Origin of the sequence: Gordonia sp. 852002-50816_SCH5313054-c, from assembly GCF_001665925.1 — a bacterium.
GTDB classification, from domain to species: Bacteria; Actinomycetota; Actinomycetes; order Mycobacteriales; family Mycobacteriaceae; genus Gordonia; species Gordonia jacobaea.
Genome location: NZ_LZTE01000037.1, coordinates 77598 through 91145, shown reverse-complemented (window position 1 = coordinate 91145; position 13548 = coordinate 77598). Strand labels below are relative to the sequence as shown.

The following is a 13548-nucleotide window of genomic DNA, read 5'->3' as shown; positions in this document are numbered from 1 at the left end:
CGCCTGCGAAGCGGTTAACCCAGTTCCTCGTACTTGATGTCAGTCGTCCGGCGCGTGGTCGCCGCGGCTGTCGCCGGATGGACCGCGACGATCCCGAGGCCGTTGCGGCGTCGGCACGCCCGAGCCAACTCGTCGTATGCGGGTTTGCCGAGGAGTTCGGTCAGTTCCGGGGCGTAGGACTCGAAGACCTGCGTCGCGCCGACGTGGGCGTCGGGCGAACCCGAGCAGTACCACTTGAGATCGTGTCCGCCCTCGCCCCAACCGCGACGGTCGAACTCGGTGATCGTGGTCTTGAGGACCTGCGTCCCGTCGGGGCGCTCCACCCAGTCCTGCTCGCGCCGGATCGGAAGTTGCCAGCACACATCGGGTTTCACGCTCCACGGCTCGATGCCCTTGCGCAGCGCCATGGCGTGTAGTGCACATCCGGGTCCGCGGTCGAAACCGGGACGATTGAGAAAGATGCACGCGCCCTTGTGAGTTCGCGTCTTGAGTGCGGGCTCGTCGTCGAGGTCTCCCTCTTCGAGATACCCCTTCTTGCCGAGGGGATCTTTGCCGGATCCCTTCTCGTAGAACTGCCAGTCGTCAGGGGTGAGCATGGCGACGCTCTTCGCGAGATGCTTCCGGTCGTCCTTGTCGGTCAGGTAGGCGCCGTGGCTGCAGCAGCCGTCGTCGGGTCGGCCGTCGATGATCCCTTGGCACGCCGGTGTTCCGAAGACACACGTCCAGTGCGACAACAGCCAGGTCAGGTCGGCGTTGATGAGGTGTTCTGGGTCCGCGGGATCGAAGAACTCATACCATTCGCGCGCGAAGTCGAGTGGTACCTCGGGAGCCGGTGAGATCTGTGCGGACGGGGTGGGGCTTGGCACGCGTTCACGGTAGTCGTATCGGCAGCGTGGCGTCTGATCGCGCCCGTGTGTTTCGCCACCCACGCAACATGGCGAATCGTCGAAGCACTACCGTGTATGCGTGCGTTTAGGAGTGCTCGACGTGGGCAGCAATACTGTCCACCTGCTCGTCGTCGATGCCCATCGCGGCGGCCATCCGACACCGATGAGCTCAACCAAGTCGGTTCTGCGGCTCGCCGAACAGATCGACGAGAAGGGCAGGCTCACCGAGCGCGGTGCCCGATCGCTGATCGACTCGGTCGACGAGTTCACCCACATCGCCGCCACGTCGGGGTGTGAGCAGACGATGGCGTTCGCGACGTCTGCTGTGCGCGATGCGACCAATTCCGAAGAAGTGCTCGACCGCGTCGAAGCCAAGACCGGTGTCCGAGTGACCGTGTTGAGCGGTCGCGACGAGGCGCGGCTGACCTCGCTGGCCGTGCGGCGCTGGTACGGCTGGAGCGCCGGGCGCATCCTCGCGCTCGACATCGGAGGTGGATCGCTCGAGATCTCCAACGGCGTCGACGAGGAGCCCGACGTCGCGTTGAGCCTGCCGCTGGGCGCGGGCAGGTTGACCCGCGAGTGGCTGCCCGACGATCCGCCGGACCGTCGACGTATCGGCGTGCTGCGTGACTGGCTCGACGCCGAGCTCAGGGACCCCGCGCGCGAACTGCGTGCCGCGGGCAAACCCGACATCGCGGTTGCGACGTCGAAAACGTTCCGGTCGCTCGCGCGGCTGACAGGCGCGGCGCCGTCGGGAGCCGGGTTGCGGGTCAAGCGTCAACTCACCGCGAGCGGGCTGCGCCAGTTGATCGCCTTCATCTCGCGGATGACCCGCGACGACCGCGCAGAACTCGAGGGCGTCAGCGCCGACCGTGCAGGTCAACTCGTTGCGGGCGCGCTCGTCGCGGAGGCGGCGATGCGGGCGCTGTCGGTCGATACACTGGAGATCTGTCCGTGGGCCTTGCGCGAGGGCGTGATCCTGCGTCGTCTCGACACCGAGCTGGCGGACAACCAAGAACAGATCGGGACGACCCCCACTGAAGCGACCCGCACAGGGTCGGCGGGTTCGACACCGGCAACCCAGGGCCTGCGCTAGGCGGCCTGAGGAGGAGAGCGAGTTTCGATGGCCAAGCAACCGGGGTCACCCACGGGCGGATCGGACGACTCGGCGTCGGAGTCGAGGCCCATCTCCGTGTCGGAACTGCTCGCACGTCGCGACGCCGCCATCGCCGACGAGGAACGCACGAAGCGCCTCACCGAAACCCGCGGCAGGCGCCGTGCCGGGCGCGACGGAGCCGTCTCGGTGTCTGAGCTCACCGGCGAGATCCCGCGGATCACCGACGCGCCCAGGAGCGAAGCCCCGAAGACCAGCGCACCGAAGAACCAGGCTCCAAAGACTCAGGCTCCAAAGACTCAGGCACCGAAGACCGACACCCCGGCGGCCGGCGCGCCGAATGCCTGGGAGTCGCCTGACTCCGCGCCGCATTTCCCGCGGTCGAGCAGCCCGGTCCCGCGACGTGCGACCGACCGCCGACCGCTCCAGGATTCCGCCGACCCCGCCGGCGCGTCGACCGGATTCGACCGCGGTGTCTACGACGCTCCTCCTCAGACACGCGACTTCAGTTCCGCCGCCATCGCCGAGCGGGCATCGCGCGGCACGTCCGACGGGGAACCTGTCAGCGACGAGCACGCGAACGCTGTCACCGGAATCATCCCGATCGTCGGCGACGACGACACCGCCGATGGCGTGCGACTCGTCGAGGCCGACGACGTCGACGTCGTAGAACTCGATGCGCCGCCGCCCGCCCGCACCGGCAGGTTCGCAGACGTCATCGACGACGACTTCGACGCATACCGGTCGTTCGCCGAATACGACGATGACGACGAGAAGAGTGCGTCGTCGAAGAAGCGCTCGGCCCGACGCTCCGGCGACAAACCCAAGCGCAAGCGCGGGTGGTTCGGGCGCAAGGCCGCCGCGCGGGACGACCGCACCGACGTCGAGTCCGACTCACTCGTCGACGACGATCGCCACACCTCCGGAGCCGCGCTCGTGGAGGAGACCACGGCCATCGGGATCGTCGAGGAGTCACGCGACGTGATCCCCGACGCCGAGCGATCCGGTGACGTCGAGACATTCAGTGACGTCGAACGACCCAGTGACGCAAGTGCTTACGACGACGACAGCAAGTTCGACGCAGGCAAGTTCGACGGCGACCGCGCGTACGGCTACTCGTCCTTCGACAGTGTCCGCGAGGATGACGACGAGCGCGACGCCCGTGAGCACGCCGATCGAGATGCGGCCGAGGCGCTCGAATCAGACTCACCCGAGGCCGCGACGACAGGCTCGACCGGAGTCGGCGCCGCCGCGGTCGCGCCCGCAGTCAGCACGAGCCCAGCGGACAAGAGCCCTGCGGAAAAGAACCCAGCGGACGCGGGCGCAGCGGACAAGAGCGCGGCAGACGAGAAGGAAACGGACAGCACGGCGGCTCTCCTAGCCCCGACGTCCGACGCCCCCAAATCCAAAACCCTCACGTCGAAGGCGGCAACGTCCAAGGACTCGCAGACCGGCGACTCCGACGACGAAGACGGCCGTTCGCCGGCGAAGGCGTGGCTGTTGGTCATCGGCGAGGCGATCCTCGGGCTGGCGGTCGGTGTCGGATTGTTCTGGGGATTCACCGAGCTCTGGCGCTGGAACGTCTACTTCGCGCTGGTGTTGGCGGTGCTGGTGATCTTCGGCATCGTCTCGTTCACCCACGCCGTGCGGCACTCCCGCGACCTGTTCACCACGTTGCTGGCGCTGGGCGTCGGACTGATTGTGACCATCGGCCCGCTGGTGTTGCTCGCGACGTGAGGATCTGATGGTCACTCCTGTAGCCGACATCCCCATCGGGCTGTCGACGGCGTCGGTCTATCCGCAGAACACCGAGGCTGCCTTCGCGTACGCGGCCGAGCTGGGTTTCGACGGCGTCGAACTCATGGTGTGGGGTGAGGCTGTCAGCCAGGACATCTCTCACGTCGAGTATCTGTCCGAGCGATATCAGGTTCCGGTGCTGTCGATCCACGCGCCGTGCCTGCTCATCTCGCAGCGCGTATGGGGTCGCGATCCGCAGGCCAAGCTGGCGCGGGCGGTGTCGGCGGCGGAGGATCTCGGAGCGCCGACCGTCGTCGTACATCCACCTTTCCGCTGGCAGCGGGCGTACACCGCAGCATTCGACGATCTCGTGACGGAGCTCGAGGAGAACAGCGGCGTCGACGTCGCGGTGGAGAACATGTTCCCGATGCGCGCCGACAGGCTCTTCGGCGCGGGTAAGCGCTCGGCGCAGCGGTTGAACGCACGTGGGGGAGGACCGGGCCGCGCGGCATCGGCGTTCGGGAAGTCCACCGACCCCACCGACGACGGGTACGCGCACTACACCCTCGACCTCTCGCACACCGCGACGGCCGGGGTCGACGCGGTCGAGCTGTTCGATCGCATGGGGTCGGCGCTGAGCCATCTCCACCTCGCCGACGGCAGCGGTGCGGCAACCGACGAGCACCTGATTCCGGGCGACGGATCGCAACCCTGCGTCGAGGTGTGTCGACGCCTTGCCGCGAGCGACTTCGCCGGGGCTGTTGTGCTCGAGGTCAGCACGGGATCGGCACGCACCAAACCCGAACGCGCGGCCCTCCTCGGGCGCGCCCTCGACTTCGCGCGAACCAACCTTCGACGCGATCCCGTCCGCACTGCACCGATCCAGGAGACCGAAACCGAATGAGCGACAAGATCGCTGGGCTGTTGACCCTGCGTCCCACCGAGGGCCCCGGCGATGTGAATTACCGCGCGAGTATCGACCCGACGTTCACGATCGGACCCAAGGTGCACGGCGGCACGATGCAGATGCTGGTCGCCCGAGCGGCGCTGCACGCATACGACGAGCTCGTCGGGTCAGACGAGTCGATGCCGTCGGCAGCCGACCTCGTGCCCGTCGCCATTGCCAGCGACTACCTCGCCGCGCCCGATCCCGCCGACGTCGACCTGGCGGTGACGCTGCGCAAACGCGGTCGCACCGTCACCCTGCTGACCGTCGACCTCGCGCAGAACGGACGACTGATGGTGTCGTCGTCGGTCACCCTCGCGCGACCCGACAGCGGCACGCCGCATCACTCGGCGCCGTCCGTGCTCGACGACCTGCCCGTCGATCCCCAGCCCGGCGGCATCTCCATCGACGGCTCGCCGGTCGGTGAGGTCATGCACCTCGGGGCTGCACTCGACCTGGTGCTCGATCCGACGAGCTTCCCCGTCGCGCGTGGTGAGACCGGTGAGCCGGTCGTGCGCGGGTGGACGCGTCCGAAGAACGCCGAGCCCGACGTCGATTTCGCCGTGCTGGTCTGCGACATCTCGCCGCCGGTGGTGATGAACCTCGCGCTCTTCGGGTGGGCGCCGACCGTCCAGCTCACCACCTATGTCCGACGACATCCCGCGCCGGGTTGGCTGCGGTTCGCGGCGTCGAGTACCGAGGTAGGACCCGGAATGTTCGAGGAGGACCACCTCGTGGTGGACTCGACGGGCACCGTGGTCGCGCAGTCGCGTCAGCTCGCGCTGATCCCGCAGCGGCAGAGCTGATACGAACCCGGCTGACCCGAATTCCGCTGACCACAGATGTCACGGCTGAGAAGAAAGGCACCACGACGTGAGTGAACGGATCGCCGTCATCGGCGGCGGCAAGATCGGCGAGGCGCTCCTTGCCGGACTCATCGCAGCGGGTCACCAGCCCAAGAACCTGGCCGTGGCCGAGCCCAACGAGGGACGCGCCCGCGAGCTCTCCGAGGAGTACGGCGTACTGGTCACCGATATCCCCACCGCGGTCGAGGGCTCCCAATACGTCTTCATCGCGGTGAAACCCGACATCGTCGACGCCGTGCTGCGCCAACTCGCGCGGGTCGACGACGACGGCGAATCCGAGCGCGTCACCATCAGCCTCGCGGCGGGAGTGCCGATCGCCCGCTACGAGAACGCGCTGCCCGCAGGCGTGCCGGTCGTGCGGGTCATGCCGAATACGCCGATGCTCGTGAACGAAGCGATGTCGGCGGTCGCGCCGGGGCGCCACGTCGACCCAGAGCAGCTCACCGCGGTCGTCGGGCTGCTCGAGAGCGTCGGCAAGGTCATCGTCGTCCCGGAGAAGCAGATGGATGCGGTCACCGCGATCTCGGGCTCCGGACCCGCCTACGTGTTCCTCCTCGCCGAATCGATGATCGACGCAGGCGTTGCGCTCGGCCTCACCCGCGCGCAGGCGAGCGAATTGGCAGTGCAGACGATCCGCGGGTCGGGGATCCTGATGAGCGACTCCGGGGTCTCTCCGGTCGACCTGCGCGCAGCCGTGACATCGCCCGGTGGAACCACCGCGGCCGCGATCCGCGTGCTCGAGGAAAACGGTGCGCGAGCAGCGATGTATCGGGCCACGGAGGCGTGTGCGCAAGCCAGTGCGCGCGCGGGACGTCGACCCGACGTTGAGGGTTTGGGAGGCTGAACAGCCGACCACGTCGGGTGTCGGCTCCCAATATTTGGGGCTTCTACCGGCCAAAACCCCAGCATGTTGTGGTCGAGGGCCAGAAATGCCGCCGATCCAGGCCACTTACGTCGCTTTTTTCACATCTGCCACGCTAAGCTGCTTTAAGCACGTGCGTGTCTGGTGTCCGCCGGAGGGGAAGCCGGCGGCCGCGACGCGTGCTCCGGAGGTATGAGTAACTCATGGCAGCAGAGACTCCTGGTGACAGGTCAGGTGCGGTCAGCAACGCGGCTTCAGGGTCGCAGTTCTTGACCGTGGCCGAGGTCGCATCGTTGATGCGCGTCTCGAAGATGACCGTTTATCGCCTCGTCCACAGTGGGGAACTCCCCGCCGTGCGCGTGGGTCGTTCCTTCCGTGTGCACGCCAAGGCTGTGCATGACTACCTGGAGACGTCCTACTTCGACGCCGGTTAGTCCGACCGCGAACTACGAGGCAACTCCTGCCGAACGCGCGCAGCGCGCCGTCGGCAGGAGTTGTGGTGTTCACCAGAGGTCCCCTGATTTTTCTCTTTGCGACCTCGACCGGTAGTGTTGATGATCGCGTAGCTGATCTCGCCGCAAGGTTCCGGCGGGCAGGCCTCACCACCCAAGTGTGAGTGTCGACGACAGCGTGCCGTGAAACCGCGTGAGACCGTGTGAGTAAGGAAGTGCCCCGATGGGTTCAGTGATCAAGAAGCGCCGCAAGCGCATGTCGAAGAAGAAGCACCGCAAGCTTCTGCGTCGTACCCGCGTGCAGCGTCGCAAACTCGGTAAGTGAGCGCTCGCGCCGAGTAAGTCGGCGCGGATTCGCTCCACCGATACGTTCGCGGTCATCTCGACCGCGCGCCAAAAGAACCCGCCTGAGTGCGGGTTCTTTTTCGTCGGGCTAGCCTTGCGTTCATGCCCGATGGTTCTCAATCCGACGTCCAACAGGTTCCGCGCACGGTGCTGGTCACCGGGGCGTCGACCTTTCTCGGTGGATACCTCGTCGCCGCACTGGCGGCCAATCCCGACGTCGAGCGGGTCCTCGCAGTCGACTCACGGGTGCCGCGCAAGGACCTGATGCGGCGAATGGGGCGCGCAGAGTTCCTGCGCCTCGACATCCGCAGGCCCGCGATAGCGAAGGCGATCTCGCACTACGAGGTCGACACCGTTGTGCACGCCGCGACGTCGATCATGGAGACCGCTCCGCACTCCGCGGCCATCAAGGAGTTCAATCTCCTCGGCGCGATGCAGGTGTGCGGTGCGTGTCAGCGAAGCCCCTCGGTCAAACGGCTCATCCTGCGTTCGACGGCGATGGTCTACGGTGCGAGCCCCCGCGACCCCGCCTACTTCACCGAGGAGACGCCCGCTAAGCGTGAACCCCGTCGCGGCTACGGACGCGACATGCTCGACGTCGAGGGGTACGTGCGCGGACTCGCGCGACGACGCCAGGACATCGACGTGACGACGATGCGACTGCAGGCCATGCTCGGTCCTCGAATCAACACCAGGATGAGTTCCTATCTTTCGCTCCCGGTGGTTCCGACTGTCATCGGCTATCAACCACGTCTGCAATTTCTGCATGAAGAGGACGCACTCGCAGCAATGGAACACGTGACGCTGCGTGGGCGGCCGGGAACTTTCAACATCGCAGGCGACGGAGTGGTGACGTTGACGCAGGCCATTCGACGCGTCGGACACGTGGAACTGCCCGTGGTGAGCGGTCTGCTCGCGCCGATCACCGGGGTGATGCAGAATCTTCGCTCAGCTCGTCTGCGGTCGTCGCAGACCGAATTCCTTACGTACGGAAGGGTTCTCGACACAACGAGGATGCGCACCGAGCTCGGATTCGCGCCCCGGTACTCAACGTCGGAGACGCTCGACGACTTCGTCGACCGCAGTGGTGTGACTCCTGTGATCGCGCCGGATACGTGGCGAAAAGCGGAACGACAAGTCGTATCGGCGGCGCATCGGCTTGCCTGAACAATTCGCGCACAAATCGCACAGACTGTCTGTTTTTGGCGTCAATTTGAATCCCCAATTTGACGCATTCAATGACAATGCAAATACGGCGGCGGAACGTGCACTATCAGGGACGAACCCGTAAACTCGGGCGTCAGGCCCGGTGCGTCGACGCAGCGACACCAGGCACCCCCCTCCCGTTCTTCTGCGTCATACCCGTTGGGGGTGGAACGCCTTGTCGAATCACGTGACGTCTTCTGGTGATGCACGGACGGCAAAGGTGATCCAGTTGTACGCAAGCTCCGGTGTGGGCAACTCCAGGGCGGGCCTCGAAGCGTCTCGTCGCGATCAGCCGGGAGTCACGCGCGATGGCGGCCGCGGTCGCCACCCGAGCCAGCAGGCAACGGCGCCGTCGAGTATCGGCCACCCCAATACCGACGGCTTCGGCCGGCCGCCCGCTGCGGTCACCCCCATCAACGACGACGTCGCGCTCGAGACCGACGCCCTCGGCGTCGAGCAGCGTGGACCTGCGCGCAGCCCGTTGTTCAGTCTCGGTGGTATCCGTGGTGCAGTTGCTGATTCACTTACTGCCACAGCGGGTTTCATTCGTGAGCGGATGACCGGCGACTACGAGATCGACGACTTCGGCTTCGACCCGCACTTCACCGAGTCGGTCTGGTTCCCCGCGATCCGCCAGGTGTACGAGAAGTGGTTCCGTGTCGAGGTGACCGGTGTGGAGAACCTGCCGCTCACAGGTGGCGCTCTGCTCGTCGCCAACCATGCCGGTGCGTTGCCCATCGACGCGCTGATGACCAGCCTCGCCTTGCACGACAATCACCCAACCGGTCGGCATCTGCGAATCCTCGCCGCCGACATGGCTTTTGACACACCAGCGGTCAGCGAGGTGGCCCGCCGTATCGGCGCGACCCTCGCATGCACCAACGACGCCGACCGCCTGTTGCGAGCGGGCGAACTCACCGCGGTGTGGCCCGAGGGCTACAAGGGGATCGGAAAGCTCTACAAGGATCGGTACAAGCTCGCGCGATTCGGTCGCGGAGGCTTCGTGACGACGGCGCTGCGCAACGCCAGCCCGATCATCCCGGTGTCGATCGTCGGGTCGGAGGAGATCTACCCGATGCTCGCCGACCTCAAGCCGATCGCCCGCATCCTCGGGCTGCCGTACCTGCCCATCACGCCGACGTTCCCACTGCTCGGACCGCTGGGTCTGGTGCCGCTGCCGTCGAAGTGGCATATCCACTTCGGCCGTCCCATCGAGACGGGCGGCTACGACGAGTCGTCCGCCGACGACCCCATGGTTGTCTTCGACCTCACCGACCATGTCCGCGAAGAGATTCAGCAGACACTGTTCCGCATGCTCAGCCGTCGGGGGAGCGTGTACTTCGGCTGAGTGGCAGCGAGCGGTGGGCGATACTCTCAGGGCGTGAGTTTCGACGCCGACTTGGGCCCCATCAATTTCATTGTCGTGAGTTTTCCGTCGGCGCCCGTGCCGTCGGCCGGCTTCGCGGTGCTGACCGACCTGGTTGCTGCGGGTCGGGTCAACGTTCTCGACACGGAGTTCGTCAGCCGCGACGCCGACGGCAAGGTGCAGCGACTCGACGCCGCGAGCGTCGGCCTCGACGAATTCTCGGGTGCCGACTCGCACCTGATCGATGACGACGACGTCGCTGCTGCCGCGGAATCGCTCGCCGCAGGCGAGGTCGCCGCCATCGTGGTCTACGAGGAGCTATCGTTCCTCCCCGTCATCGGCGCGTGGGGTGCCGACGGCGGAACCGTGCTCACCGAGGGGCCGGTCCTCGTCGACGACCTGATCGACGCTCTCGACGCCACTGACGCTCTCGAAGGGAACTGATCATGAGCCTGATTCGCACAGCGGGCCGCGCGGCCGTCGCCAGCTCGGTGCACGGCCGGGTGCAGCGTCGGCAACAGGACAGGTGGGCCGCGCAGGCAGCATCGCAGCAGGCGCACGCCGCGCAGCAGCCGGTTGCGCAGCCTGTTGCCCCACAGCCGGTTGCCCAGCCTGTTGCTGCGCCGGCCGCTCAGCCGGTTGCCGCAGATCCGAAGTCGCAACTCATGAATGCGCTCACGTCGCTGCGGTCGGCGGGCGTCGTCACCGATACCGAGTTCGCCGAGATCTCGTCGCGCATCTTCTCCTGACGAGGCTCTGGCGGCTGCGACGGGCTTGTCCCGTCCGGACTTGTTCTCGCTTGGCCGGACCCAGGGCAGGGAGCCGCGTCACAGCGTCGGCGTATTGTGCGGTAGAACGTTACAACGAGTGTTGGAACATCGCACGAGAGGAAGCCGATGCGGGCAGTGGTGTGTCACGAGGGCAAGCTGAGTGTCGAGGAGATCGAGAAGCCGCAGCCAGGTCCAGGTCAGGTGTTGTTGAAGGTGCGGCGCACCGGGATCTGCGGCTCTGATCTGCACGCGCGCACGCACGGTGACGACACCGCCGATGTCACCGCCGAGGTCGGCTACGACCGCTTCATGCGCTCGACAGATCACGTCGTGATGGGCCACGAATTCATCGGCGAGATCGCCGAGTACGGCCCCAAGTGCCGCAAGAAGTGGGCGCCGGGAACCCTGGTCGCCGCACTACCGATCATCAAGCACGGCGAGACCGAGCACCTCGTCGGACTCAGCGCCGACGCCCCCGGTGCCTACGCCGAGTACGTCGTCGTCTCCGAGGACATGACGATGCCCGTGCCCGACGGCGTGCCACTCGACCACGCCGCCCTGACCGAACCGCTGTCGGTTGCCGTGCACGCGGTCAACCGCGGTGACGTGAGCAAGCGCGACGTCGCGGTCGTGGTGGGCTGCGGACCTATTGGGCTGTCGGTGATCCTGGTTCTCAAGGCCAAGGGCGTCAAGACCGTCATCGCCTCCGACCTGTCGGCGGGTCGTCGAGATCTTGCCCGACGCTGCGGCGCCGACATCGTCGTCGACCCGACTGTCGACTCCCCGTGGGACATCGCCGCCAAGAAGGGCGAATACCTCACGCGCACAGGGCAATTGCTCGGCACCGCGTTCGACGCCATGCACATCCTGCGCCGCATCTACGGCCTGCCGTGGTGGAAGGCAATCGAACTCGGCGACAAGGTCGGCGCCACCCCGAAGGGGCCGGTCGTGTTCGAGTGCGTCGGCGTGCCGGGAATGATCGAGAACATCGTGTCGGGCGTGCCGCTGCGGACGCGCATCGTCGTGGTCGGCGTGTGCATGGAGTCCGACCGCTTCCGACCCGCGATGGCGATCAACAAAGAACTCGACCTGCGCTTTGTGATCTACTACGACCCCGCCGAGTTCCGCACCGCGCTGCACCTCATCGCCGACGGCAAGGTCGACGTGACGCCACTGGTCACCGGCATCATCGGATTCGACGCAGTCGCAGACGTTTTCGAGATCCTCGGCGGCGCGGAGCACCACGCGAAGGTGCTCATCGACCCGTCGAGCCCCGTCGCGGGGCTCTGAGGCCGGCGGGGCCGGCAGGCCGGCGGGAGGTTTCTAGGGGAAGGGTTTTTCCCCTAGTTTTGGCCGTCGAGCCCGCGGGTGGTTTCTAGGGGAAAGGTTCTTTCCTCGGGTTGTGGCGCACCGGCCGGCGGAAGTTTCTAGGGGAAAGGTTTTCTCCTCGGGTTTTGTACTCGTCCCCGCGAAGTTTGCGGGGGAGAGGTCAGGAAGTGCCGGAAAGATTCCTTCCCCTACTTTCTGCGGGCGGGGCGTCGACGGTGCGGCGCGCCGTTTCGACGGTGCGGCAGGCTGTTTCGGGAGCTGCTGGCCCGAAGTTTCTAGGGGAAAGGTTCTTTCCTCGGGTTTCGTACTCGTCCCCGCGAAGTTTCCGGGGGAGGTGTCAGGAAGTGCCGGAAAGATTGCTTCCCCTACTTTCGACGCCCCGGCTGGCAGGAGGTTTCTAGGGGAAGAATCCTTCCCCTACTTTCCGCCGGCGCGCGCCGAAACCCGAAGCCCGACGCCCGACGACCCCTCGGCGTCAGCCCTTGTTGCGCAGCAGCTTCACGGCGCCGGCGCTCGCGGCGCCCGCGGCCCCGACGACCAGTGCCGTCGACGCCCCGTACTTTGCGGCCTTGCGGGCGGTACGGAAGTCGTACATCTCCCAGCCGCGCACCTTTGCGACGTCGCGCAGGTCAGCGTCGGGATTGATCGCGACGGCGCGCCCGACCAGTGACAGCATCGGGACGTCGTTGTGTGAGTCCGAGTACGCGGTGCACCGCTTGAGGTTCAGTCCTTCGCGAATTGCCAACGCGCGCACGGCATGTGCCTTGCCCGGGCCGTGCAGGATGTCGCCGACGAGTCGTCCGGTGAACTTGCCGTCGACGCTCTCGGCGACGGTGCCGAGTGCACCGGTAAGGCCTAGGTGGTCAGCGATGGTCTGTGCCAGCTCGACCGGAGTCGCGGTGACCAGCCACACCTGCTGACCGGCGTCGAGATGGCGCTGAGCCAAAGCCCTTGTGCCAGGCCAGATCTTGTCGGCGATGTACTCGTCGTAGATCTCCTCGCCGAGTCTGGCGAGCTCGGCTGTCTCGCGACCGGCGATGAACGACAACGCCTTTTCCCGACCCTCTGCGACGTCTTGGGCGTTCTCTTTGCCCGTGATGCGGAACTTCGCCTGCGTCCACGCGAAGTCGAAGATGTCGGAGTACGAGAAGTACTTTCGCGCGGCGAGTCCGCGCGCGAAGTGCACGATCGACGCTCCCTGCACCAGCGTGTTGTCGACGTCGAAGAACGCCGCGGCGGTGAGGTCGACGTCGACGTCGGGTTCGGTTTCGCTCGGTGGCCGGGCGCGCAGCGAATCGACGGCCGCCTGCGCCGACGCCTCTCCCGCGAGGGCCTGTCGCAATTCCTGCGCGGTCTGCCGGAACCGTCCGGTGGCCGCGGTAGCTCGCTCGGAGATCCAGGTCGTGACCCGGCGGGATTCTTCGTCGTCGAACTCGTCGTCGGCATGGATCTCGTCGTCATCGTCGCCGACGGAACCGTCGACGTCGTCGGCGTGCGACTCCCAGTCCTCGCCACTGCGGACCGGCCGCGCCTCGGCATCTGCGGAATCGGACGCGCCCACGCCGCCCGAAGGGGCCTCGCTACCTGGCGTTCCGCCGTCTGAGGCGCCCTTGTGCGGAGTGTCGCCGACGTCGGACACCTCGGACCCGGAATCGGGAACCTCGCCGT

The 13548-nt window shown here is 66.5% G+C and carries 14 protein-coding genes; 12 read left to right on the top strand and 2 right to left on the bottom strand.

All coding sequences use genetic code 11. The annotated features are described in order from the left end of the window. Positions 1–14: 14 nt before the first annotated feature. Positions 15–839 (bottom strand): hypothetical protein, encoded by an 825-nt coding sequence (locus tag A5788_RS09400; protein WP_416259124.1) that lies wholly within the window; start codon positions 837–839, stop codon positions 15–17. Between the two features lie 127 nt (positions 840–966). Between A5788_RS09400 and A5788_RS09395 the strand changes: the two genes are divergently transcribed. The 12 genes from A5788_RS09395 (at position 967) to A5788_RS09345 (ending at position 11841) form a co-directional block, all read left to right on the top strand. After that, positions 967–1983 carry a Ppx/GppA phosphatase family protein gene (locus A5788_RS09395; RefSeq protein ID WP_049699846.1) on the top strand — a complete coding sequence of 339 codons (1017 nt, stop codon included), beginning with the start codon at positions 967–969 and terminating at the stop codon, positions 1981–1983. 27 nt (positions 1984–2010) lie between these two features. Beyond that, positions 2011–3738, top strand: a complete 1728-nt coding sequence (locus A5788_RS09390; RefSeq protein ID WP_064866552.1) for a hypothetical protein — start codon at positions 2011–2013, stop codon at positions 3736–3738. Positions 3739–3745: 7 nt separating this feature from the next. Beyond that, on the top strand, positions 3746–4642 hold the full coding sequence (locus A5788_RS09385) for a sugar phosphate isomerase/epimerase family protein (protein WP_064866550.1): 897 nt from the start codon (positions 3746–3748) through the stop codon (positions 4640–4642). Next, positions 4639–5490, top strand: coding sequence for a thioesterase family protein (locus A5788_RS09380; protein ID WP_064866548.1), 852 nt, complete (start codon positions 4639–4641; stop codon positions 5488–5490). The genes A5788_RS09385 and A5788_RS09380 overlap by 4 nt, the downstream gene beginning before the upstream one ends. Before the next feature lie 67 nt (positions 5491–5557). Continuing rightward, positions 5558–6394 (top strand): pyrroline-5-carboxylate reductase, encoded by an 837-nt coding sequence (proC, locus tag A5788_RS09375; RefSeq protein ID WP_049699842.1) that lies wholly within the window; start codon positions 5558–5560, stop codon positions 6392–6394. 221 nt (positions 6395–6615) lie between these two features. Continuing rightward, entirely contained in the window at positions 6616–6846 is a 231-nt protein-coding gene (locus A5788_RS09370) for a helix-turn-helix domain-containing protein (protein WP_005204681.1), read from the top strand. 241 nt (positions 6847–7087) lie between these two features. Beyond that, complete coding sequence (locus tag A5788_RS23490) at positions 7088–7189, top strand: 30S ribosomal protein bS22 (RefSeq protein WP_003402602.1); 102 nt, start codon at positions 7088–7090, stop codon at positions 7187–7189. 122 nt (positions 7190–7311) lie between these two features. Beyond that, positions 7312–8376: an NAD-dependent epimerase/dehydratase family protein gene (locus tag A5788_RS09365; protein ID WP_049699841.1), complete on the top strand. Its 1065-nt coding sequence runs from the start codon at positions 7312–7314 to the stop codon at positions 8374–8376. 214 nt (positions 8377–8590) lie between these two features. Continuing rightward, positions 8591–9763: a lysophospholipid acyltransferase family protein gene (locus A5788_RS09360; protein ID WP_049699840.1), complete on the top strand. Its 1173-nt coding sequence runs from the start codon at positions 8591–8593 to the stop codon at positions 9761–9763. A 33-nt stretch (positions 9764–9796) separates the two neighbouring features. Beyond that, a complete protein-coding gene (locus tag A5788_RS09355) occupies positions 9797–10225 on the top strand; it encodes a DUF6325 family protein (RefSeq protein ID WP_049700076.1) in 429 nt (142 codons plus the stop codon). Between the two features lie 2 nt (positions 10226–10227). Then, the gene (locus tag A5788_RS09350; protein WP_049699839.1) at positions 10228–10530 is read left to right on the top strand and encodes a hypothetical protein; all 303 of its coding nucleotides are present in this window, start codon (positions 10228–10230) and stop codon (positions 10528–10530) included. A gap of 147 nt (positions 10531–10677) precedes the next feature. After that, on the top strand, positions 10678–11841 hold the full coding sequence (locus A5788_RS09345) for a zinc-binding dehydrogenase (protein ID WP_049699838.1): 1164 nt from the start codon (positions 10678–10680) through the stop codon (positions 11839–11841). Between the two features lie 514 nt (positions 11842–12355). Here the strand turns inward: A5788_RS09345 and A5788_RS09340 are convergent. Further along, on the bottom strand, positions 12356–13441 hold the full coding sequence (locus tag A5788_RS09340; protein WP_082937919.1) for an HAD family hydrolase: 1086 nt from the start codon (positions 13439–13441) through the stop codon (positions 12356–12358). Between the last annotated feature and the right edge of the window lie 107 nt (positions 13442–13548).